General features: G+C 69.4%; 19 protein-coding genes. 5 read left to right on the forward strand and 14 right to left on the reverse strand.

Annotated features, from left to right (window positions below; all coding sequences use genetic code 11):
* The first annotated feature begins 14 nt into the window (after positions 1-14).
* On the forward strand, positions 15-1,910 hold the full coding sequence (locus HSX14_RS14155; RefSeq protein ID WP_228723592.1) for a diguanylate cyclase: 1,896 nt from the start codon (positions 15-17) through the stop codon (positions 1,908-1,910).
* Between the two features lie 24 nt (positions 1,911-1,934).
* On the opposite strand, the gene HSX14_RS14160 is transcribed toward HSX14_RS14155, so the two are convergent.
* Positions 1,935-2,819, reverse strand: coding sequence for a LysR family transcriptional regulator (locus tag HSX14_RS14160; protein WP_173175699.1), 885 nt, complete (start codon positions 2,817-2,819; stop codon positions 1,935-1,937).
* A 102-nt stretch (positions 2,820-2,921) separates the two neighbouring features.
* Between HSX14_RS14160 and HSX14_RS14165 the strand changes: the two genes are divergently transcribed.
* Positions 2,922-3,908, forward strand: coding sequence for a DMT family transporter (locus tag HSX14_RS14165; protein WP_173175701.1), 987 nt, complete (start codon positions 2,922-2,924; stop codon positions 3,906-3,908).
* 12 nt (positions 3,909-3,920) lie between these two features.
* Here the strand turns inward: HSX14_RS14165 and HSX14_RS14170 are convergent, their stop codons facing one another.
* Positions 3,921-4,313, reverse strand: a complete 393-nt coding sequence (locus HSX14_RS14170) for a RidA family protein (protein ID WP_173175703.1) — start codon at positions 4,311-4,313, stop codon at positions 3,921-3,923.
* A 143-nt stretch (positions 4,314-4,456) separates the two neighbouring features.
* Here HSX14_RS14170 and HSX14_RS14175 point away from each other — a divergent pair, with 143 nt between their 5' ends.
* Positions 4,457-5,383, forward strand: coding sequence for a LysR family transcriptional regulator (locus tag HSX14_RS14175; RefSeq protein ID WP_173175705.1), 927 nt, complete (start codon positions 4,457-4,459; stop codon positions 5,381-5,383).
* 46 nt (positions 5,384-5,429) lie between these two features.
* Here the strand turns inward: HSX14_RS14175 and HSX14_RS14180 are convergent, their stop codons facing one another.
* Complete coding sequence (locus HSX14_RS14180; RefSeq protein WP_173175707.1) at positions 5,430-7,466, reverse strand: TonB-dependent receptor; 2,037 nt, start codon at positions 7,464-7,466, stop codon at positions 5,430-5,432.
* 395 nt (positions 7,467-7,861) lie between these two features.
* On the opposite strand from HSX14_RS14180, the gene HSX14_RS14185 reads away from it, so the two are divergent.
* Together HSX14_RS14185 and HSX14_RS14190 are read left to right on the forward strand one after the other, a co-directional pair.
* Positions 7,862-8,206 (forward strand): hypothetical protein, encoded by a 345-nt coding sequence (locus HSX14_RS14185; protein ID WP_173175709.1) that lies wholly within the window; start codon positions 7,862-7,864, stop codon positions 8,204-8,206.
* Positions 8,207-8,216: 10 nt separating this feature from the next.
* Positions 8,217-8,441, forward strand: a complete 225-nt coding sequence (locus HSX14_RS14190; RefSeq protein ID WP_173175711.1) for a hypothetical protein — start codon at positions 8,217-8,219, stop codon at positions 8,439-8,441.
* Positions 8,442-8,500: 59 nt separating this feature from the next.
* Here the strand turns inward: HSX14_RS14190 and HSX14_RS14195 are convergent, their stop codons facing one another.
* The 11 genes from HSX14_RS14195 to HSX14_RS14245 all read right to left on the reverse strand — a co-directional run bounded on the left by HSX14_RS14195 (position 8,501) and on the right by HSX14_RS14245 (position 23,061).
* Positions 8,501-9,415, reverse strand: a complete 915-nt coding sequence (locus tag HSX14_RS14195) for an alpha/beta hydrolase (protein ID WP_173175713.1) — start codon at positions 9,413-9,415, stop codon at positions 8,501-8,503.
* A gap of 16 nt (positions 9,416-9,431) precedes the next feature.
* Positions 9,432-11,684, reverse strand: a complete 2,253-nt coding sequence (locus tag HSX14_RS14200) for a TonB-dependent siderophore receptor (protein ID WP_173175715.1) — start codon at positions 11,682-11,684, stop codon at positions 9,432-9,434.
* A gap of 484 nt (positions 11,685-12,168) precedes the next feature.
* Positions 12,169-13,506, reverse strand: a complete 1,338-nt coding sequence (locus HSX14_RS14205) for a HAMP domain-containing sensor histidine kinase (RefSeq protein WP_173175717.1) — start codon at positions 13,504-13,506, stop codon at positions 12,169-12,171.
* Positions 13,506-14,228 (reverse strand): response regulator transcription factor, encoded by a 723-nt coding sequence (locus tag HSX14_RS14210; RefSeq protein WP_173175719.1) that lies wholly within the window; start codon positions 14,226-14,228, stop codon positions 13,506-13,508. Before HSX14_RS14210 ends, HSX14_RS14205 begins: the two co-directional genes overlap by 1 nt.
* Positions 14,229-14,285: 57 nt before the next feature.
* On the reverse strand, positions 14,286-15,854 hold the full coding sequence (locus HSX14_RS14215; protein WP_173175727.1) for a sensor domain-containing diguanylate cyclase: 1,569 nt from the start codon (positions 15,852-15,854) through the stop codon (positions 14,286-14,288).
* A 117-nt stretch (positions 15,855-15,971) separates the two neighbouring features.
* Positions 15,972-16,646 (reverse strand): nitroreductase, encoded by a 675-nt coding sequence (locus HSX14_RS14220; RefSeq protein WP_173175729.1) that lies wholly within the window; start codon positions 16,644-16,646, stop codon positions 15,972-15,974.
* A gap of 150 nt (positions 16,647-16,796) precedes the next feature.
* The gene (locus HSX14_RS14225; RefSeq protein WP_173175731.1) at positions 16,797-17,627 is read right to left on the reverse strand and encodes a PA3715 family protein; all 831 of its coding nucleotides are present in this window, start codon (positions 17,625-17,627) and stop codon (positions 16,797-16,799) included.
* A gap of 94 nt (positions 17,628-17,721) precedes the next feature.
* A complete protein-coding gene (locus tag HSX14_RS14230; RefSeq protein WP_173175733.1) occupies positions 17,722-19,215 on the reverse strand; it encodes a flavin-containing monooxygenase in 1,494 nt (497 codons plus the stop codon).
* A 207-nt stretch (positions 19,216-19,422) separates the two neighbouring features.
* Complete coding sequence (locus HSX14_RS14235; protein ID WP_173175735.1) at positions 19,423-19,722, reverse strand: hypothetical protein; 300 nt, start codon at positions 19,720-19,722, stop codon at positions 19,423-19,425.
* Between the two features lie 67 nt (positions 19,723-19,789).
* Positions 19,790-21,856, reverse strand: a complete 2,067-nt coding sequence (locus tag HSX14_RS14240; protein ID WP_175384256.1) for a zinc metalloprotease — start codon at positions 21,854-21,856, stop codon at positions 19,790-19,792.
* A gap of 674 nt (positions 21,857-22,530) precedes the next feature.
* Positions 22,531-23,061 (reverse strand): ankyrin repeat domain-containing protein, encoded by a 531-nt coding sequence (locus HSX14_RS14245; protein WP_173175737.1) that lies wholly within the window; start codon positions 23,059-23,061, stop codon positions 22,531-22,533.
* Positions 23,062-23,070: the final 9 nt, after the last annotated feature.

The raw sequence follows: 23,070 nt of genomic DNA on the forward strand, positions 1-23,070 counted from the left end.
CGGGTTCGATCCGGATGCCTCCCTGGCTCCCCTGGGCCCTGCTGGTACCCCGCCGCATGCACGCCACCCATCGACGTCGACAGCCGTTTTTCGCGCTCCTGCTGGCCCTGCTCCTGTTGTCGTTCCCGGCCGGGGCGGCCGGGCGGGTGGTCGATGCCGCCGCCGTGGACCAGGCGGCCCTGTCGCTGACGCCCTTCGTCTCGCTGCTGGAGGACCCGGACCGTTCCCTGACCCTGGCGGACGTGCAGGCGCCCGAACGGGCGGCGCGCTTCCAGGGCGACCTGCCGCCCGGCAACGCCCTGGCGCTGGGTTTCACCCGCTCCGCCTACTGGCTGCGCCTGGTGTTGCGCAACCCGGGCGACACCCCGCTGCGGCGCATGCTGGTGGTGGAGAACCCGCGCATCTCCCATGTCGAGGCGCATATCCCGGATGCGCAGGGCATCTACCAGGTGACCGCCACCGGCTGCGACGTCGCGCCCTCGAGCAAGGCCTACCCCAACCGCAATTTCGTCTTCCCCCTGCACCTGGGCGCGCATTCGGAGCAGGTGCTGTACCTGCGCGTGGAGTCGAGCGTGGGGCTGCTGGTGCCGCTGCAGCTGTGGCCGGTGGAGGCGTTCCACGCCTACGAGCGCGACGACTATGTGAGCAAGGTCTGGTACTTCGGCATCGCCACCGCGATGGTGCTGTTCAACCTGATGTTGTTCGTCGCCCTGCGTGATCGTGTCTACCTGCTGTACGTGGCCTTCGTGGCCTCCACCGCCTTCACCCTGGCGATCAAGAACGGCCTGGCGCCGGATTGGTCCATCGCCGGCCTGCCGCTGAATTCCAACGTCGCCTATTACTCCGGCGTCTCCCTGGCCCTCGGCGCGATGCTGCTGTTCACCCGGCGCATGCTGCGCACCGACCAGGTGATGCCGAGGGTCGACCGCCTGCTGCTGGCGATGGTTGCCCTGTACCTGGTCACGCCGCTGTTCTATGCCTTCGCGCTGCCGCTGTTCTCGCGCCTGGCGGTCTACTTCAACCTGACCACCGCGGTGGTGGTGCTGGGCGTGGCGCTGGCGGGGGCGGTCAGGCGTCAGCGCAGCGCCTGGTTCTTCCTCGCGGCCTTCGCATTGCTGATGCTCGGTGGCGCCATGACCACGCTGCGCGCCATGGGCGTGGTGCCCACCACGATGTTCACGGTGGATGGCATCCAGCTGGGCTCGGCGATGGAGATGATCGTGCTGGCCTTCGCCCTGGCCGACCGCTTCGCCGTCATGCGTCGCGAGAAGGTGCGGGCGCAGGAAGCGCTGTTGCAGGCCCAGCGCAAGCTGGTGGAGACGCTGCAGGCCTCCGAGCACGAGCTGGAGCTGCGCGTTGCCCAGCGCACCGACGAGTTGCAGGAGCTCAACAGCCGGCTGGAAACCCTGAGCCTGACCGACGCGCTGACCGGCATCGCCAACCGCCGCCACTTCGACGAGGTGCTGCAGCAGGAATGGCAGCGAGCCCGGCGCACGGGCGAGCCGCTGGCGCTGGCGATCCTCGATGTCGACTGGTTCAAGCGCTACAACGACCACTACGGCCACCCGGCCGGTGACGCCTGCCTGCAGCGCATCGCCCAGGTGCTGGCGAGCACCGTCGGCCGCTCCAGCGACCTGGTGGCCCGCTACGGCGGCGAGGAGTTCGTCTTCCTGGTGCCGCTGACCGATGCGAGCGGAGCCCAGGGCATCGCCCAGCGGCTGGTGCAGGCCATCGAGACGCTGGACCTGCCGCACGAGCTCTCGACCTTCGGCCGCGTCACCGTGAGCATCGGCGTCGCCGCCATGACTCCCGGGCAGGACGATGCGCCGGAGACCCTGCTGCAGCGTGCCGACGAGGCGCTGTACGAGGCGAAGAAAGCCGGGCGCAACCGCGTCGGGCGCTTCCTGTAGGTCGCCTGCTGCGCGAGCCCGCTGTCAGGGGGCGGACAGGTGGGTCAGCAACTGCCGCGCATGGGAGGACAGCGCATCCCACCCCTTGATGCACAGCCGCAGTTCCCGCGTCGCCCAGGTGTTCTCCAGGCCGACGATGGCCACCGGCATCTCCTGCGCCAGGCGCGTGGCCGCCGCTTCCGGAAGCATGGCGATGCCGGCGTGCTGGGCCACCAGCTGGGCGATGGCGTCGAAGCTCGGCGCGCGCACCCGTACCTTCAGCGGCAAGGCGTAGTTCACCGCCATCTCCTCGATGAAGCGCTGCATGGCGCGCTCCGGCGGCAGGCAGACGAAGGGAAAGCCCAGTGCCTCGCGCATGTGCGCCTGGCGGCGCTCGGCCAGGGGGTGGTCCCGGGGCACCAGCAGCACCAGCCGGTCATCGCGAAAGGGCATCGAGACCAGCCCGCCGGTGGGCAGGTTGCCGTCGTAGACGCCGAGATCGAACTCGCCCGCCTGCACACCGCGCAGCACGTCGCGGCTGTTCAGCTCGGTGAGCTGCAGGTCCACTTCCGGGTAGTCGGCGAGGAAGGGCCCGAGCGTGGCGGGGAGGAAGGTGCTGTTGGCCACGGTGCTCGCCGCCAGGCGCAGGGTGATGCGGCGCTGCCCGGCCAGCTCCTGCAGGGTGTCCCTGAGTTTCTGCGCCTCGTGCAGCACCCCGTGGCAGGACTCCAGTACCAGGCGTCCCGCCGGTGTCGGCACCATGCCGTCGGCCTTGCGCACGAACAGGGCCAGAGCGCAGCGCTCCTCGAACTGGCGCAGCCGCGTGCTCGCCGCCGAGACCGCGACCGGGAAGGTGGCGGCGGCCTTGCTCAGGCTGCCGGTGGCGGCGATGGCGGTGAGCAGGCGCAGGTCGGTGAGGTCGAAGTGCAAGGGTGTTCTCCTTTGGAGAAGGGTCTGTTCAGGAAAAAGCGATTCTAGCGCTGCTGCCTTCGCTTCAGAATAAGGATCGCCAACCCCTGGACCGGATGCCTGATGAACGCCTTGCTCTCCCTCTACCAACGTGGCGCCCGCAACGGCAGCCTGTTCGCGGTGCTTTCGGCCGCCGGTTTCAGCCTCAAGGCGATCTTCGTCAAGCTCGCCTATGCAGCCGCTCCGGTCGACGCGCTCACCGTCCTGGCGATGCGCATGGGGCTGGCGCTGCCGCTGTTCGCCTGGTTGCTGTGGCTGAGCCGCAGCCCGGGGAGCGTGGCGCTGTCGATGCAGGACTGGGCGCGCGTGGTGCTGCTGGGGATGTTCGGCTACTACCTCTCCAGCCTCTTCGACTTCTATGGGCTGGAGTCCATCAGCGCCGGGCTGGAGCGGCTGATCCTGTTCACCTACCCGACCCTGGTGCTGGTCTTCCAGGCGCTGGCCTTCCGCGAGCGGCCGAGCCGCCGCACCCTGCTGGCCATGGGGCTGTGCTACCTGGGGCTGGGGGTGGCGCTGATGCACGACATCGGCAGCACCGACATGGGCGCGCAGGTGATGGTCGGCGCGGCCTGGGTCTTCGCCAGCGCCGTGACCTACGCGCTCTACTACCTGGGCACCGGGGTGATGGTGAAGCGCCTGGGCTCCATGCGCCTGGCCGGGCTCGCCGGCAGCGCGTCGGCGCTGATGGTGCTGGCGCACTACGGCGCCACGGCCGATATCGGCCAACTGGGCATGCTGCCGGTCGCGGTGTGGGGGTATGCGGCGCTGATGGCGCTGCTCTCCACCGTGCTGCCGGTCTACTGGATGGCGCTGGCGATCCAGCGCATGGGCACGACGAACACCGCAGCCGTCGGCAACCTGGGCCCGGTACTGACCATCCTGGCGTCCTGGGTGCTGCTGGACGAGGCCATCTCGGCCTACCAGCTGGCCGGGCTGGCCCTGGTGCTGTTCGGGGTGTCGCGGCTCAAGCCGGCGGCGCCCAAGGCCGTCGCGACCGAGGACGCGGCGCCGTCGGCCGCCCACAGCCCCAGGGGTTCCGGGCAGGCCTGAGGCCGCTTCCGATCAGCTCGGCAACCGGGCGATCACCTTGATCTCGAAGTCGAAGCCGTAGAGCCAGGTGACGCCGACGGCGGTCAGCGTCGGGTGGGGCGCCGCGCCCCAGAACTCCGGCACCACCTGCCAGATGGCTTCGAATTTCGCCTGCGGGTCGACCATGAACACGGTGACGTCGACCACGTCGTCGAAGCTGCAGCCGGCCTCGCCGAGAATCGCATTGAGGTTGGTGAAGGCCTGGCGCACCTGGGCCTTGAGGTCCGGCTCCGGCGAGCCGTCGGGGTGGCTGCCCACTTGCCCTGAGACGAACAGGAAGCCATTGGAGCGGATCGCCGGCGAGTAGCGGTTGCGCTCGTAGAGCGCCTGGCGGCCGGGCGGGAAAACGACGTCGCGTTGGGTCATGGGGGTACTCCGGTGGTGGGTCGATGCGACCCGGGATCAACGATGGAGGCGACTCTAGGCCCTTGCGCAGGGGCGATAAACGCGCAAGCTTGTCCATCACTGTTTGCAGATCCCAAACAATCCGCCGGAAATCTGGAGCGTCCATGGACCGTTTCGATGCGATGCAGGCCTTCGCCCGGGTGGTGGAGGCGGGCAGCTTCACCCGTGCCGCCGACACCCTGCACATGAGCAAGACCAGCGTCACCCAGCTGGTGCAGCAGCTGGAAGCGCGCCTGCGCGTGAAGCTGCTCAACCGCACCACGCGACGCGTCGCCCTCACCGCCGACGGCGCCGCCTACTACGAGCGGGTGGTGCGCCTGCTGGCCGACCTGGACGACGCCGAGACCAGCCTCTCCAGCGCCTCCGCCTCGCCCCGTGGTCGCCTGCGGGTGGATGTGCCGAGCCCGCTGGCGAGCATGATCCTGGTGCCGGCGCTGCCCGAGTTCCATGCACGCCACCCGGACATCCAGATCGACATGGGCGTCAGCGACCGCATCGTCGATGTGATCGGCGAGAACGTCGATTGTGTGGTGCGCGGCGGCGAGCTGAGCGACCAGTCGCTGGTGGCGCGGCGGGTCGGTGACCTGCGCCTGGGCGTCTACGCGGCGCCGGAGTACCTGCAGCGCCTGGGTACGCCGACCCACCCGCGCGAGCTGGAGGATTCGCCCCACCGCATCGTCGGCTTCCTCTGGGCACGCACAGGCAAGCCGGTGCCCTACGCCATGCGCAAGGGGGACGAGGAGATCCGCGTGAACGGGCGCTACGTGCTGGCGGTGGACGACGGCAATGCCTACCTCGCCGCCGGCCTGGCCGGGCTGGGCGTGCTCTGGCTGCCGGAGTACATGGCCCGGCCCAGTCGGGCGAGTGGTGCGCTGGTGCCGCTGATGGAGGACTGGACGCTGGACCCGATGCCGATCTACCTGGCGTTCCCGCCGAACCGGCACATCAGCGCCAAGCTGCGGGTGTTCATCGACTGGGTCGCCGAGCTGATGGCGCGCCACGCGCCGGTGATGACCCACCCGGGCGCGTGACGCAGTGAAGGGATGACGGAGCCGCAACAGCCCCGTCGCCCTCGGGTCAGAACGCGACCCGGACCCCGGCCTCGACGCTGCGGCCGGCCGCCGGCACCTGGTCCCGCAGGATCGAGCTGGCGTAGCGCACGGTCTGGTCGTTGAGGTTGTCGCCCTTGAGGAACACCAGCCACTCGCTTTGCGCTAGGTCGAAGCGGTAGCCGAGGCTGGCATTGAGGGTGGTGTAGCCGTCGGTGCCGCGCTCCTCGGCGGGGACCCGGCGCTGGGCGCTGGCGTGCTCGACGCCGACGCTGGCCTGCCAGCTCTGGTAGTTCCACAGCAGGGCGCTGTTCAGGCGCAGGGGCGAGATGCGCGGCAGCGGCTCGCCGGTCTCCTTGTTCTTCGCCCGGGTGTAGTCGGCGGAGCTCTGCAGGGCGAAGTCGCCGTAGGCGGTCTGCGCCAGGCGCCAGTGGTCCTGCGCCTCGACGCCCCAGAAGTCGGCCTTCACGCCGCTGTAGAGGTACTCCGGCAGCGCATCGGGATCGCTCGGGGCGACTTCCTGGCCGTCTTCGTCCAGGTAGCGGCCGCTGCCCAGCAGGCCGATGTAGTTGGAGAAGCGGCTGTAGAACACGCCGACGCTGCCCTTGTGGGTGCCGTCGTCGAAGCGCAGGGCCAGGTCGGTGGACCAGGACTTCTCCTTCTCGGCATCCGCGTCACCCACCTCATAGGTGCCGGTGGCGGCGTGGGGGCCGTTGGCGTAGAGCTCGTAGAAGGTCGGCGCGCGCTCGGTGTAGCCCAGGGTGCCGGCCAGGGACCAGATGTCGGTGAGGCGGTAGATGGAGCCGAGCGACAGGCTGCCGGCGGTGAAACTGTGGCTGTCGTCGGCGCCTTCGAAGCGCTCGTTGCCGCCGGCGTCCGGGCGCAGGCGGGTGTGTTCGAGGCGGCCGCCGAGGCTGAGTTCGAGGCGCTCGGTGGCCTGCCAGCTTTCCAGGGCGAAGAGGGCGCCGCTGTCGGTGTCGGTCTGCGGCACGAAGGCTTCCTCGCCCAGGGCCTGGAAGCGGCTCTTGGCCACCTGCACGCCGACCACGCCCTGCAGCGGGCCGATTGGGGCGTGGCGGGCTTCGAGGCGGGCTTCGTAGCCTTCGTTCTTGAAGGTGGTGCCGACCTCGCCGTCCTCGATCTCGCGGTGCTCGTAGGTGGTATGGCCGACGTCCAGCTTCAGCGAGCTGAAGGGGCCTTCCAGGTCGCGGATTTCCGAGGCCAGGGCGGAATGGCGCTGTTCCATGTCGATGCGCACGTCGTCTTCGGCGGGCGAGCCGTAGTTGCTGTCGTACTCGCCGTAGGAGAGGCCGACGTAGCCATGGTCCCAGTGGTAGGCACCCCCCACGGCGCCGCCGTCCTGGCGGCCGTCGCTGTTGTTGACCCGGTGCCTGGCGTCGCCGCCGTCCACGGCGCGCTGGTCGCGGGAGCGGGCATGGCCGGGGATGCGCGTGTCGTTGAACTGCCGCGAGCTGGCGTCCAGGTGCAGGGCGAAGTTGCCGTCGCCGGCCTCCAGCTTGCCGGCGGCGCTGCGAGTGGTGTCGGCGCCGCCGTAGCGCAGCTCGCCACCGCCGTGCAGGCCGTCCACCGGCTCGGTGGGGATGCGGTTGTCGAAGGTGTTGACCACGCCGCCCACCGCGCTGCCGCCATACAGCAGCGCCGCCGGGCCGCGCACCACCTCGATGCGCTCGGCGTTGGCCGCGTCATAGGGCACGGCGTGGTCGTAGGAGAGCGAGGACGCATCCAGCGCGCCGACGCCATTGCGCAGGATGCGGATGCGGTCGCCATCGAAGCCACGGATCACCGGGCGGCTGGCGGCCGGGCCGAAGTAGGTGGAGGAGACGCCGGGCAGGCCGTTGAGGGTTTCCCCCAGCTGCGCCGCGCTGCGCAGGCTCAGCTCGTCGCCTTCCACCACGCTGGTGGGCGAGGCGAGGGTTTCGCTTTTCAGCGGATTGGCGGTGATCACCTGCTGGTCGAGGACGATGGGCTGCGCGGCGAAGGCGTGCTGCGCCATCAGCAATGCGGTGGCGATGGGCGTGTGGAGGCGGAGGAATCGAGCGGACATCGGAGCCTTTCCTGTGGATTGGAATTGCAATGTTACAACATAACAATTTCAGCGCCAGCAGTTTGCGTGCCCGTCGTAGAGCGCTCCCCAGCGGCTGGGGGGGGTAATCAGCCGGTGCGCTTGCGCGTGATGCGCTCTCGCGCAAGCCAGCTGCACGACCTGGTCTCTGCGCCGCCCGGGCTGGATGCCCGCGCTGCGCCGGCGGATCTTCATCGGCGGCTGGCTGGCCAGTGCAAAATGCCGCGTGGCGCGTGGGCGATCTTGCAGTTTGCAATTCGCCCTGCCTCCGCGATGGGGTTCAACCCCTTGTTCTACAAGGACTTATCCGGTTGTGCGGAGCTGGCATGTTGCGTGCTCCTCCCTCCACCACAAGACCTACGAGCAGGAGGATGCCCATGAATGTCTGTGTTAGAGAGATCATCGAAGCCTTTCCCGACCGGGAAGTGACCCTCACCACCCGCCCGGACGGTCGCCTGTCGCTGACCATCGTCGGCGCGGCCCAGCCTGACTTTCACCGGGTCATCGATTGCGATGCCGTGTTGTCGCGGGCCCAGGTCGGCAGCCTGATCGACCAGCTGGTGCAGGACGTGCGTGCCGGTGCCGACAGCCGCCAGCCGGGGCAGGGCGCCCGCTGGTTAGCCCGGGGGCTGCCGACCACCGCTGTCGTTCCTCCCTTCATCGCTGCCCGGGCGTCCAGTGCCCCGGCAGGCGAACCGCGCCTTGGGCGCGCGACCTGCTGAGGGCATCGCCATGGAGCACTTTCTCATCGTCAAGGACCACCAGGAGTGGGCGTGCCGCCGGTTCGGCAGCCTGGAGAACCTGTTCAGCTCGGCCAGCAAGGCGGACGTCATCTGCATGGCCGCCGCCCAGGTCGGGCACCTGCAATCGTCGGTGAAGATCCACGGCGAGGATGGCGCGCTGGAAGAAGAGCGGATCTACCCGCTGCTCAGCGGCGACCCGCTCCGGTATCTCTGAGTCAGCTGGCCGCGAGGCCCACACCGGGCATCGTTGGGCTTCGCAGGCTCAGCGCCAACCTACGGTGCGGTTTGGGTGAGCCGCTCGCGCAGCAGGTAGCGCAGGGATGCGCCCAGCGCCTCGCCGTGGCCCAGGCCTGCGAAGGACTGGAAGCGGGCGTCGAGGCCGGGGACCTGGGCGAGGTCCTCGACCAGCTTCGTGGCGGCACGTTCCGGGTAGGGCTCGGCGGTGCCGCGCGGGTTGGCCGGCTCCTCGCTGCCGCGCATCAGCAGCAGGCGCGTGGGGTGGCCGGCGATGCGCTGCTCCAGCCCCGGGCGTTCGGTGAGGATGACGCCATCGCCCCACCAGAGCGACGGGCTGGCGGCGGCGAACTGGCTGAACTGCTGCGGCCGGGTGAACAGCGCATGGAGCACCAGCAGGCCGCCGTAGGAATGGCCCCACAGCGTCTGCCGGCTGGCGTCGAAGGGCGCTTGCGCCGCCACGGCCGGGCGCATCTTCTGCTGCAGCAGGTCGAGGAAGGCGTCGGCACCGCCGCTGGGCTGGCCGGTGAGCGGGTCGCGCTGGCCGGGCTTGCCGGGCTGTCGGGGCGTGTAGTCCAGGGTGCGGGCGTTGCGCTCGATGCGTTGCGGGGTCTGGTAGCCGATGGCGACCAGTAGCGGTGCGTCGCCCTTGGCGAGGTCGTTCAGCAGGGATTCGTCGAGCACGCCGAGGGCGGCGTTGCCGTCGAGCATCCACACCACCGGGTAGCCGCCGGCCGGGGCCGGGCTCCTGGGCCTGGCGATCCACAGCTGGTAGTGGCGCTGGCCGTCGGCGGAATCGAGCTTCAGGCTGCTGAAGGCGTAGGGCAGGTCCTGGCGCTGCAGCAGGCGCGTGTCCATCAGGGCGTTGGGGTCGGGTCGCGCCTGGGGCGCGACGCCGGGGAGTGCCGCAGCCAGGGCGAGGGCCAGGGCGGCGGTGAAGCGGGGCAGTCTCATCAGGTGGTCTCGACGGTCAGAACGAGGCGGTCATGCTGGTGTAGAGGGTGCGGCCGGGCTCGTTGTAGGTCGCCGCGCCGGCACCATCGATGTTGTTCACGCCCTGGGCGTTGCCCTCGCGGTACAGGCGCTTGTCCAGCAGGTTGTCGACGCCGACGGTGAAGCTGAGGTTTTCGCTCAGGTCATAGGTGCCGCTCAAACCCAGCAACGCGTAGGGCGAGAGCTGGTTGTTGGCGTTGCCGGTGACGCGGTTGCCCTGGTAGCCGTATTTCTTCGGCTTCTGCTTGCCGTACCAGGCGACGCTGGCCTGGAAGGACAGGTCGTCGCGGGCCTGCCAGTCGAGCATGGAGTTGAGGGTGTAGGCCGGGGTCACCGAGAGGACGTCGCCGGTTTCCTTGTTCTTCGATCGCAGCATCCAGGTCAGGTTGTTGGTCCAGGTCAGCTGCTCGGTGAGCGGCAGGGTGAGGTTGCCCTCGAGGCCTTCCACCAGGGCCTTGGGCACGTTCTCCCACTGGAAGATGCGGGCGTTGGCGTAGTTCACGCCGCCGACCACCTGGCCGCCGGTGGCGTTGCCGATGGCGGCCATGCCGGACTCGATCTTGTTCCGGTAGTCGTTGCGGAACCAGGTCAGGCCGGCGACCAGGCCGTCTTTCTTGTACTCGATGCCCAGTTCCTTGTTGACGCTGGTCTCGGCGTCGAGGTTCTCGTTGCCGCGCAGGTAGCAGCTGGTGCTCTGCCCGGAGCAGCCCTGGCCACGGCTGTAGAGCAGGTAGTCGGGGTTGAGCTGGTACAGGTTCGGTGCCTTGTAGGCGCGGGCGATGCCGGCCTTCAGGGTCAGGGTGTCGGTCAGCGCGTGGGACAGGTTGAGCGACGGGCTCCAGTTGTTGCCGACGATGTCGTGGTGGTCGAAGCGCAGGCCCGGGGTGAGCATGGTGCCGGGCGCCAGCTCGATGTTGTCTTCGGCGAACAGCGAGAAGATCCGTGCCTCGGAGGTGGTGTCGCGGCCGCTGCTGGTGAGGCCGCCGATGGCGCCGCCTTCGGTGGTGGTCTGGGTGTTGGAGCTCGGGTCGTCCAGCTGCTGGCGGGTCCATTCGCTGCCCAGGGTGAGGGTTTGCGGCAGGCCGGCATCCAGCGGCAGGTTGAGCTCGCCGTGGGCGGTGAGGTCGCGCAGTACGGCGGTGTAGTAGCCGCTGTTGGCGAAGATGCCTTCGGTGCCGCCGGCCAGGCCTTCGTTGATGCGGTTGTTGCGGGTCTTCTCGTACTGCAGGTAGGCGAGCGAACTGCCGAAGTCCCAGTCGCCACGGTGGGTCAGGGCGTAGGTCTCGCGGAAGGTGCGGTTGGTCTCGTGGCCGAGCATCTTCTTCACGGTGGCGTTGCTGTTGGTGTTCTGGGTGTCGCCGGTGTAGAGGTTGCCCTGGCGGCTGAAGCCGGTTTCCAGTTCCAGGGTCTGCTCCGGGGTGAAGCGCCAGCTGAGCAGGCCGTTGACGTCCTTGTTGCGCACGCCTTCGCGGCCGGCGGGCAGGGTGCCGGCCTGGTTGCCGGTGCGGGTGGATTCGTGGCCGGCGTTGATGTCCCAGTCGTCCGACTCGGTCTTGGCGACGTTGCCGTAGACGCGGTAGCTGAGGCTGTCGGTCAGCGGGCCGTTGAGGCCGAAGCTCAGGCGCTGGCTGGCGCCTTCGTCCTTGTGGGTGGGGAAGGAGGTGTAGACGGTGGCGTTGCCGTGGGTCGTGGCGCCGGCCTGGCGGGTGATGATGTTGACCACGCCACCCGCCGCGCCATTGCCGTAGCGCGCGGCCGCCGGGCCACGGATGACCTCGATGCGCTCGACCTGGTCGGCCGGCACCCAGTTGGTGTCGCCCCGGCTGTCACGCTCGCCGCGCCAGCCGTAGCGCACGGCGTTGCGGCTGCTCACCGGCCGCCCATCCACCAGGATCAGGGTGTTCTCCGGGCCCATGCCGCGGATGTCGATCTGGCGGTTGTTGCCGCGCTGGCCGCTGGTGGAGTTACCGGTGAGGTTCACGCCTGGCATGGTGCGGATGATCTGCGACAGGTCGTTGGCCGGCGGGCGCTTCCTGATGTCCTCGGCGGTGATCACCGACACGCCCGGTGCCTGCTTGGTCTCTTCCTCGGCGGTGGCGATGACGTTCTGGGCGTCCAGCACGAGGCCGGAGCTTCCGGTTTCGGCGCTGGCCGCGTGCACGGCGAACGACAGCAGGCAGCTGGACAACAGCAGGAAGGGGATGGCGGTGGAAGACGGGCGAGGCGACATGGACGATCTCCGGTAATGCCGAGTGAGCGCGAAGATCACGAATGATATTAATTGTTATTTGAGAGTAAAGCGCATTAACTTTCTAAACACTTCGTGATGGCCTTTGCGGGCCCTTTCGCGAGCAGAGCTCGCTCCTACGGTGCGTTGTTGGGCGGAAGAAACTGGCCGGCTGGGAGCTGCTTGTGGGAGCGGTTTCAACCGCGAAACGGCATCGCAAATGAATTCGCTCCCACAGGTGGGGCGCGGTGTGGGGCGCGGGGTTTGTCGGGTTTCACCCGACCTACAGCGGGCTGCATGTGCGGGCTGCGGAAGTAGGGCGGGTGAAACCCGCGAGTGGGGCCGTGCCGGGGTGCCGGATGTGGGAGCGGTTTCAACCGCGAAAGAGAATCGCGAATGAATTCGCTCCCACAAATGGGGCTCGGTGTTGGGTGCGGGGGGGGGTGTCGGGTTTCACCCGACCTACAGTTGGTTGCATGAGGGGACATCAGGCCGCCGGCAGGCGCAGGTGCAGGCACAGGCCCGGGTGGGCGTTGCTGGCCCAGAGCCGGCCGCCTTGCAGTTCGATGGCGCGGCGGGCGATGGCCAGGCCCAGGCCGAAGCCCTCGCCGGTGCCGCCGTCCAGGCGCTGGTAGGGCAGGAAGATGCGTTCCAGGTCCGCCTCGGCGACGCCTGGGCCCTGGTCGCGCAGGCGCAGGTGCCAGGCCTCGCCGTCGCGCTCGCCGTCGAGGCGCACCGTGCCCCCTTCCTGGGAGTGGCGGATGGCGTTGCGCAGGAGGTTTTCCAGGGCCTGGGCCAGGCTGTCGAGGTGGACCTGCACGCGGCAGTCGGCGTCCAGGCTGCAGGGCAGCCGCGCGGCGTCCCAGCCGCTTTCGAAGCAGGCGTCCTCGCGCAGGGCTTCCCATACCGACAGCACCTGCACCGGCTCGGTGGGCAATTGCGGGCGTTCGGTGTCCATCCAGGCGAGGTCGAGGGTGTCTTCCAGCAGGCGCTGCATGTCGGTGATCTCGCGATCCAGCCGCTGGCGCAGTTGCTCCGGCGGCAGCTCGCTGTCGTGGGCGATACGCAGCCGGGCCAGCGGGGTACGCATCTCGTGGGACAGGGTGCGCAGCAGCAGGCGCTGCTGGCCCAGGCTCAGGCGCAGGCGGTCGGCCATGTGCTCCAGGGCTTCGGCCAGCTCGCCCAGTTCGTCGCGGCGGTCGGCCAGCGGCGTGCCCAGGGGCGCGCTGTCGAGTTCGTCGGCGCGCAGGGCATCGGCACGGGCACGCAGGCGGTTCAGCGGCACGACGAGATGGCGGTAGATCAGCAGGCCGAGCAGGGCCGCCAGCAGCGTCGGCACCACGCCGTGGGTGACGAGGTGGGTCCAGGGCGTGAGGCCGCCGGGCAGCAGGCGTTCGGGCAGTTGCAGCACCAGGCGGCCGTTCTCCGGGTGCTTGGGGAACTCGATGCTGACGAAGGGCAGCTCGGCCTGCAGGCGCCGGCTCATGGGCCAGTCGAGCTTGCGCATGAAGGTCAGGTGGGCGGATTCCTCTGCGCTCAGCGGCGTGCCATCGAGGCTTTCCAGGCGCGGGCCGAGCACGGCCACCCAGGTGTCTTCGCGGCGGCTCAGTGCCTGGCGCAAGCGTGCCACGCCCGCGGCGCCTCCGCTCTCCCAGGCCTGTTCGGCCTGTTGCGCGTATTGCGCCAGGTAGTCGCGGTCGGCCGGGGCGAGGAAGTAGGTGCTGCGCTCCACCGACAGGCCCCAGGTGTAGATGAGCCAGGTGAGCAGCAGGCAGAAGCCGACCTGCAGAAGCGCCAGCTTCCACAGCAGGGGATGGCGGCGCATCAGGCGCGTTCCGTTTCGACCAGCAGGTAGCCCTGGCCGCGCACGGCCTGGATCTGCAGATGGTGGATGCCGATGTCGGCCAGTTTGCGGCGCAGGTTGCAGACGTGCACGTCGAGCCCGCGGTCCAGCCGCGTGTAGGCGCGGTGCAGCACGCATCGGTAGAGGAAGGGCTTGCTCAGCGCCTCGCCGGGGTGCGCCTGCAGGGTGGCCAGCAGGCGGTATTCCGACGGCGTGAGCCCGGCCGAGCGGCCTGAGTGGGTCACGTCCTGGGCCTGCTCGTCGAGGTACAGCGATGGACCGGGGTGTTGCGCCGCCTGGCGTCGATCGAGGCGCACGCGGCGCAGCAGGGCATCGGTCCGGGCGTCCAGCTCGGCGAGGCTGAAGGGCTTGGGCAGGTAGTCGTCGGCTCCCCGGGTAAACCCGGTGATGCGGTCCTGCTCGGCCCCCAGCGCGGACATCAGCATCACCGGGGTGTCCTGCCGCTGGCGCAGGGCCTCGAGCAGCTGCAGGCCGTCGAGGCCGGGCAGCATGATGTCCAGCAGCACCAGGTCGAAGGGCGCGCGTTCGGCAGCGGCCAGGCCCAGGGTGCCGGTGGCGCAGGCGGTGACGGCGAAGCCGCGCTGGCGGAAGTGCAGGTCCAGGTCTTCGCGCAGCCGGGGATCGTCTTCGACCAGCAGCAGGCGCGGGGAGGGGGCGGGGTGTTCGATATGAGAATGTTTCACATTTGAAAATATCTCATTGCCAGGGGGTTCCTGGCAATCGCGCGATGGTCGCAGGGGTCAGTGCGTGGCGGGCTCCACCACCACCTGGTTGCGGCCCTGGCGCTTGGCCCGGTACATCATTTCGTCGGCCTGCTTGAAGGTGGCTTCCAGGCTCCGCCCGCCGGGCGTCCACTCGGCTACGCCGAGGGAAATGGTCACCTGGCCGACGCCTTCGGTACGCGCCTCCTCCACCGAGTGGCGCAGGCGTTCGGCGACCTCCGAGGCTTCCGCCAGCGTGGTGCCGGGCAGCAACAGGAGGAACTCCTCGCCGCCCACGCGGCAGGCCAGGTCGCGGTCCCGCGAGCAGGCCTGCATCACCGTGGCGACCACCTTGAGCGTGCGGTCGCCGGCATCGTGGCCGAAGCGGTCGTTGACCTTCTTGAAGTGATCGATGTCCAGCGCCACCACCGCGAGGTCGCGCTCGCCGCCCCGGATGGCCACCAGGGCTTCGTCCATCGCGCGGCGGTTCAAAAGGCCCGTCAGCGGGTCGGTCTGCGCCTCGTGGTTGAGGCGGCCGAGCTTCTCCTGCATCAGGGCGATGCCGGTGATCAGTGCCTGCTTGATGTGCGCGGCCTCGAAGTACCAGGCGCGCACCGTGGCCAGGCGTTCCGAGCTGCCCGGCTCGCCCATCTGACGGGCGCCGGCGGCCAGCTGGCGCAGCGGGTCGGCGATCAGCCGTGTCGTCCACCAGAGCACCGCGAAGCCCAATAGCGCCAGGGGCATTGCGGCGACCAGCACGTGATGCACCAACCCCTCCAGCGCCACCAGGGTGGCCTCGCGCGGCTGCTGCGAAACCACGCCCCAGCCGGTTCCCGGGATGCCGGCATAGCCGGCGAGCATCTCCACGCCCTTGGAATTCACATAGGCCAGGGCGCCGCTGCGCCCGGCCAGCACGGCGTCGTCGACGGCGCTGGCACCGACCTGCTGGCCGATGCGCGCGGGGTCCGGGTGATAGAGCAGCCGGCGGTTGGCGTCGATCAGGTAGACGTAGGCGTCCTGGTGGAAGTGCAGGCCGATCAGGCCGTGCAGCAGGTTGTCCTTGCGCATGTAGATCGAGCCGCCGACCAGGCCCAGGTACTGGCCGTCGGCATCGCGCACCGGCTGCGAGACGAATACCACCAGCCGCCCGCTGGCGGCGTTGAAGGGGGCGCTGATCAGCGCGCGGCGTGCGCTCAGCGCCTCCTCGAGGCCGGGGGAACGGCCGCTTCCATCGGGCTGCGGCGCCTCGGGCACGGCGGCCAGCACGCGGCCATCGGCGGCGACCACGGCGATGGCGTTGAAGCCGGCATCCTGCAGGTCGAGCCGGCGCGCTTCCTCGGCGAGCAGCTGCGGGTCATCGAAGTGCTTGCCCAGCAGTGCCGCGCTGTACGCCAGCTGTTGCTGGGCCGCCTGCAACTGGGCGCCGATGCTGCTGGCCAGCTTCTGGGCGTAGGCGTGGTTGTTCTTCAGCGCGCCGTCCAACAGCGAGGTCTTCTGCACCCGGTAGGCCGCGTACAGGCCGTTGGCCAGCGTGGCGATGCAGGCCAGCAGGACCAGCAGCAGGATCAGGTGGCGGAGCCGCGTCGCGGGGAAGGGGGTGGGGTTCATCGACGACGACTCTCCTGCGACGCTTGGGGGGCCCGGCCGCGCCCAACGGCGGCATGCAGCTGGGGCGGCGTCAGCAGTGTAGCCAAGGCGCGGCGGCTCGCCCCGGGGCGCTGGCCCTCAGTCGAAACCCTTGAACACGGCGAATTCCTCCACCGGGGCGCGTTCGGAGCGCAACTGGTTGATCGGTGCGGTGCGGTCGGCGTGGCCGAGCGCCATGGCGCAGTAGAGCAGCTCGTGCCCGGGCAGCCCGAAGTGGGCGTGCAGGCTCTGGCGCACCATGCCCCAGGCTTCCTGCATGCAGGTGGCCAGGCCGCGCTCCTCGGCCACCAGCGCCAACGACTGCATGAACATGCCCAGGTGCGCCCATTGGCCATGGCCCATGGAACGGTCGATGACGAAGAACAGCCCGACCGGCGCACCGAAGAACTGGAAGTTGCGCGACATGGCGCGCAGGCGGGCGGCCTTGTCCTCACGGGGGATGCCGAGCCTGGCATAGAGCGCTTCGCCGATGGCATGGCGGCGGGTGCGGTAGGGCTCGGCCAGCCCCTCGGGGTAGATGGGATGGTCGCCGGCCTCGCCGGCGGGGTTCTTCATCAGGGTTTCCAGGGCGATGCGCTCGACCTCGGCCTTGGCGGCGCCACTCACGGCGATCACCTTCCAGGGTTGCAGGTTGCCCCCCGAGGGTGACCAGCGCGCGGTGTCGAGCAGTGCGCGCACGGTGGCGGCGTCGACGGGCTCATCGGTGTAGGCGCGGACGGAGATGCGTTGCTGCAGCATTTCGGCTACGGACATGGCGACGTTCCTCGGCAGGTGATGGCGCGGCCTGGGCCGCGCGCGGGCCCGGCCGAACTTAGCGAAAAGCCCGTGCTTGACGCCACAGGCAGAACTGCCAAGAACCATCACCCGCGTGCTCCTCGCCGGTCGCGCGGGCGATGGGCGGGTTCATTGCGCGGGGGTGCCGGGCTGTTCCCAGAAACGCGGGAAGGTTTCGTGCGGGTACTGCTTGCCGTCGTACTTGAGGGTCTTGCGCACGGTGCGCAGGTATTTCTCCCCGGCGGCCGAGTCGCCGGTCACCTTGGCGGCCAGGACCAGGTCGGCGAAGCCGTTGCTGCTCGTCCTGGCGAGGTCGAGGGTGACCTTGGCGCTCTCGGTCATGAAGTCCGGGTCGTTGACGCAGAGGGTGCCCTTGATCGTGGTCCATTCGCTGAGGTAGGCCTTGAGCACCGGCCGCAGGGCCTTGCCATCCGGGGCGAACAGGGTCAGCTCCTCGTCCGAGCCGCCATCCGGGCAACTGGCGCCGCGGGCGGTGCTGTCGAACACCAGGCCGAAGGCGCGCACGCCCGGCGCCAGGTGGTAGCGGGCGGTGTCCAGCCACAGGCTGCCGCCGCTCACTTCGGTGGCCGCGTCCTCGTCCAGGGTCGAGTCGTAGCGCTCCAGCAGCGCGCCGCTCCTGCCGTCCACCTTGGCCACCAGCAGGGCCAGGCTGCGTTCACCCTGGGCGACGCCTTCATCGCCCGGCCGCACATAGGCGAGGGCGACCACCGACTGGGCCTTGTCGTCCGGCCAGGGCTTGCAGGCGGCGGCCACCAGCGGGCCTTCGCCGTCGCTGTCGGGCGTCGTCCAGCCGCTTTGCCCCAGTTGCTTGGCCAGGGCCTTGACCAAGGGGGCGGAGCAGGGTTGCGGGTCACGGGCCTGGGCCGGGTTGGCGAGGCCGGCACAGGCGAGCAGCACGAGGTGGGGTGCGAAGGAGGCGAGGCGGCGGTAACGCTCCATGTCGACGGTTCCTTGAGGGGGAGAGGGCGACATTCTAGCGGCCGCCGCCGGGGTCGGTGCGGCTGACCGGTTCGCATTTCCGCCGATTGGTCGGCTAGCCGGCGCTGGTGGCCAGTGGCGCCCCGACCTGCCCGCGGGCGGGCTCGAACTCCAGCGCAGGGTCGGCGATGGGCTGGCGCAGGAGCATCTCGCGGTCGCGCTCGTAGTGGTTGAGCACGCGCCAGGGCAGGTGGCGGCCCTGGCGCGGCAGCAGGTCGGAACCGCGCTGCACGTAGCCCGACTGCAGGGCGCCCATGACGCTGCCTTCCTCCATCTCGCCCTCCGGTGCGCGCGGCGTGCACACCTCCAGGTCGTGCTTGCGCATGTGGTTGAACAGCCGGCACAGGTAGCTGGAGGCGATATCGGCCTTCAGCGTCCAGGGCGCGTTGGTGTACCCGAACACCGAGCCCATGTTGGGGATGCCCTGGGCCAGCACGCCCTTGTAGGTGAGGCGGTCGGCCAGGCTTCGGCGCTGGCCGTCCACCAGCAGGTCGATGCCGCCGAGCGCGCGCAGCTGCAGGCCGGTGGCGCTGACGATGATGTCCGCCGGCAGCTCGGCGCCGGATTCGAGGGCGATGCCCCGTTCGGTGAAGGTGGCGATGCGGTCGGTGACCACCGAGGCGCGGCCCTCGCGCAGGGCGGCGAACAGATCGCCGTCGGGCACCGCGCAGAGGCGTTCGTCCCAGGGCATGTAGCTGGGCGTGAAGTGGCGCATGTCGACCTTGCCGCCGAGCTGCTTCCTGACGCTGCCCAGCAACCAGGCGCGGACCTTCTCCGGCCAGCGCCGCGCGGCCTTGTAGATGACCCGCTGCAACCAGATGTTGCGCTTGCGGGCCATGGCGTAGACCCAGCGCTCGGGCAGCACGCGGCGCAACGCGGCCGAGACCATGTCCTTGCCGGGCACGCTGATGATGTAGCTGGGCGAGCGCTGCAGCATGGTGACGTGCCCGGCGCGCCCGGCCATGGCCGGCACCAGGGTCACGGCGGTGGCGCCGCTGCCGATGACCACCACGCGCTTGCCGTCGTAGTCGAGGTCTTCGGGCCAGTGCTGCGGGTGGATCAGGCGGCCCTGGAAGCGCTGCATGCCGGGGAAGTCCGGCTGGTAGCCGCGGTCATAGTCGTAGTAGCCGACGCAGGAGACCAGGAAACGACCGGTGAACACCCGCTGCACGCCGCTGGCCTCGTCACGGGCCTTCACGGTCCACACCCTCTCGTGGCTGGACCAGGAGGCCTCGGTGCAGGCCAGGCCGAAACGGATCTTGCGGTCGACGCCATGCTCGCGGGCGGTGTCTTCGATGTACTGGCGGATGGTGTCGCCGTCGGCCAGGGTCTTGAGTCGGTCCCAGGGGCGGAAGGCGAAGCCGAAGCTGAACATGTCGGCATCCGAGCGGATGCCGGGGTAGCGGAACAGGTCCCAGGTACCGCCCACGGCCTGGCGCCGCTCGATGATGGCGAAGTCCATCTGCGGCGCTTCGCGCACCAGGTGGCAGCCCATGCCGATGCCCGAGAGTCCGGCGCCGATGATCAGCACGTCGTGATGGTCGTTCAAGGTCTGCCTTCCTTTTGTTGTTCTTGTGTGGAACCAGTCATAGCAGGCTTTCTCCAGCCTGCCCGCCGGCCCTTTGGCGGGTTTTCCGCGAGCCCGTCCCGGCTCGGCGTGTCGTGGGGAATGTGGGAGCGGTCTCAACCGTGAAGAGCATCGCGAATGAATTCGCTCCCACGGGTTCGTAGCCCGGGGGGCAGGACGCGCACGCGGTCAGTGCTCGCGTCGGTAGCTGAAGCGGCACCCGCTGGGGTCGGTGAAGGTGAGACCGTCGGCGTCCAGGCTGTAGCCATAGCTCACCAGTGCGTCGTTGGCGGTGGAGAGGGTGACGCGGCCCGGCCCTTCGATGTGCCAGGTGCCGCTGTCCCACCAGGTGAAGCCGCCGGGCACCTCGGGGGTGCCGCTGTACAGGCCGTTGGCGTCGAAGCGCAGGCTGCTGGCGTACTTCGCCGCGCAGGCCGGGGACGAGCTCTTGTGCCACTGTCCCAGCAGTTGGTTCGCCAGGTCGGTCATCTCGGGCTCCGGTCATCACCAGCAGCGGGGCGCCGCATGACGGCGCCCCGTGCCAGCCGTTTCCGTCCTACTTGGCACCGGCCGCCAGTCCCGTGGTCCTGGCCCGTGTCTTCGGCGCCTTGCCAAGCTCCTTGAGCACGCCACCGGCATCGCCGAGCAGCGTCGCCAGCTTGCTGCGCTCGGTGTTGCTCATCACCGTATCGTAGTCGAGCAGCGCGCTCGCGCCCTTCGGATCGGCCTTGCGTTTATGGAAGCGCTTGGCCAGCCGCTTGGCTGCGATGGCGGCGAAGTGCGGTTTGAGCACCGCCGAGTCCAACGCCGCCTGGATAGCGTCCAGGCCCTCGGTGAGGTGGTCGCCGCCGATGGCCAGCACCAGGTGCGCGTCGGGGGTGGAGAGCACGCGGTGCGCGGCCTCGGCATGCCGCGCCTCGACCGCTGCGGTGACCATCACCGTGGCACTGCCGGCTGCATGGGCGAGCAGGCCATCGATTTCCCAGTGCACCTCCACCTTCACCTCGTGCACGCCGGGTACGCCGAACAGCGCCCCTTCGGCACCGCGCATCAGGGTCATGGATTCGCTGATCCGCTCGCCCGGTTGCAGCAGCTTGAAGGGCTGGTCCTCGACGCAATGCACCAGGGTGCGGAAGCTGCGCACCGTGCCGGATGGATCACCGACGCTGCCGCTGACGAAGTCGCTCTTCAGGCTGAGGTTGGCCGGCACCTGCACCGGCTGGTCGCCACGGTTGACCAGGGCGATATCGACCCGCACCGGTGCGCCCAGGGGCACCTCGCCGAGCAGCGGGGTGACGTCCACGTCGAGCCCCAGGACTTCGGCCTCCAGGTCCGTCGGGGTGATGTTCGGGGCAGCCGTTGAGGCACCGCCGAATGCCACCGAGCCGGGCCTTACGAAGGGGTCGGGGTAGTGGCGAAGCTGCTTGAGGTTGTCCGGGTGGAAGGACCACTGGATGTTGCTGGGGAAGGGCGTGGCCGGGGTGCCGGCGGCGGCGATCACGTCGCTGGTGCACATGAAGCCGAAGTCCGCCGAGTTGTGATAGAGCCCCATGGCGTGGCCGATCTCGTGCACGGCGGTGCGGAAGTAGGGCGCCGCCGCGGTGCCGAAGCGCTGGCCGCTGACCGTCCCCCAGCCGGCCGCGATGGTCCAGTGCGAGGCGATGCCGATGCCCTCGCGGGGCACGTTGTTGGAGTCGGTACCGCCGTTGTCGTACATGATCCCGCGCGGTGTGGAGTCGATGTTCTTCACCGCCAGCACGTGGTAGCGCCACTCGGTATCCAGGTTGACCACCGCGCGCCGGGCCAGCATCGCCGCGTGCATCTCGGCATCGGACCAGGACGCGCCGCTGGCCTCGGCGACATTGGTGTCGCTGAGGTGCACGGCGACCTGCCAGCCCACCGCATCCATCACCGTCTGCCAGGTATGGCCGAGGCCGCTGTTGGTCGGTTGCTCCGAGCCGGAGACGGTGTCGATCTCCACGGTGCAGCGGCGGTAGTAGCTCGACAGCCAGCCCATGGTCAGGCGCCCGATCACGGCGTTGGCCGCGTTCTTCACATCGCCCTCGGCATAGTCGCCGGAGGAGGGATAGCCCGCCGGCGCGGCCATGCGCACCATCTGGGTGGTGAGGGTGGAGTCCAGCGCCCAGCTGTTGGGCGCGGTGAAGCGCCACAGCTCGAAGCCGAGGTTGAAGCTGTTGCCCAGGTAGAAGTGCTCCGGCAGCGCGGTGACGCGGATGTAGTAGCGATAGCGTGAGCGCGAGAGGATCGGGATGCCCGACGCCGGGTTGGGCCCGGCCAGGAGGATCGGCTTCAGGCTGGTTTCCGGGCGCCCGCCCAGCAGGGGGATCGGCGAGGCGATGGGCAGCGGCAGGAAAATGGTCGGGCGCTGGTAGAGGTCGCCGCTGGCGGTTCGCCCGGCAGCGTGGGATTCCACGCGCAGGGTGCCGTCGTAGGACACCAGCGGCGCCCCGGTGGGCTTGTAGTTGAGCAGCCAGCAACCGGGGCGGATGCTGCGCAGTGGCGGCACGATGATCGGGCCGGGGATGGGCTTGGGCAGTTCGGTTATGGGAAGGGCGGCGGCCGCTTGGGCGTCTTCCTGCTCGGGCGGCAGTACATCGGGCATGGGGGGGATTCTGTCGAGGCTGGACATCGTTGAACACTCCTATTCAACAAGGGGCGCACCCTGCCCGTACTCCCAACCACGCGAGCCATTGCATGACGCCGGTACGACACCCCTGGAAGGTTCCTTTTTTAGGGTCGTGTCATGCGTACCGCGTGCGCATGGCCCAGTGAGTATGCGACTGCCCGGGGCCCTGCATAGCGCCGCCCATCGCCCGCAGGACGGGCGGCGTGACCGATTGTCGGAGCGCCCGCAAGCCCTGTAAGGGCGCCGCTACACAGCCCCGTGCAACCGAACTTTTCGTGCTTGTCGATATGCCGTAAAGGCGTTTGCGTGGGGAGGGGGCGAGGGGGGCGGCCGTGGGAATCGGTGGGCTGAAGCCCACCCTACGCCCACCCAAGCCCACCCGCCCGCGCCGAGCCCACCTTTGCAGGCGAATTCATTGGAGCGTGGTCATGAGTCATCGGCTCTGCCTGTGACGATTTGAATGGAGAGCCCTGCAGGATGAACGCGTGCCGTAGGGTGTGCCGTGCGCACCGCCGCTCGGTGCTGCCGGCGAGCTCCAGGTGCGCGCAGCACACCTACGTCTTGAGTGAGCGGTTGCTGCATGTCTCGAGGTCTGGTTGCACCAGGGCGTGGATGTTTACCCGCTTAACGGCGCGCGCTCCGGACCGCTGTCAACGGGTACGGATCTCCCCCCGCGCCAGGCTTTCGGCATCGTTGCCCAGCGCGTCCTTCAACGCCATGTCGGCGCCTTTTTCGCGCAGCTGGTCCAGCAACCGGGTGCGCTGGAACAGCGCGGCGTACATGGCGGCGGTCTGCCCGGCGGCGTTGCGCTGGTCGGTGGGGCAGGGGGTGTTCATCAGGCGGTGGGCGATGCCCAGCTCCGCCTTGAAGATGGCCCCCATCAGGGCGGTGTTGCCGCGGCCGTCCTGCAGGCAGGGATCGGCGCCGGCGGCGAGCAGTGCGTCGACCGCTTCGGCGTGGCCGTGGTAGGCGGCGAGGATCAGCGCGCTGTAGCCCCTGGCATCCTGGGTGTCGAGGTCGTAGCCGGCCTCGATGAAGGCCTGGAGCACCTCCAGCCGGCCTTCGCGGGCGGCGTCGAGATAGCGCTGGGCCAGCTCGGCCCTGATGGCGGCCGGGTCGGGCGCCGGTTCGGCCTGGGCCAGGCCGGCGCAGAGCAGCAGGGCGAGGAGTGCATGTTTCATCTCGGGCTC

It is taken from the genome of Pseudomonas tohonis (genome assembly GCF_012767755.2).
Lineage (GTDB): Bacteria > Pseudomonadota > Gammaproteobacteria > Pseudomonadales > Pseudomonadaceae > Metapseudomonas > Metapseudomonas tohonis.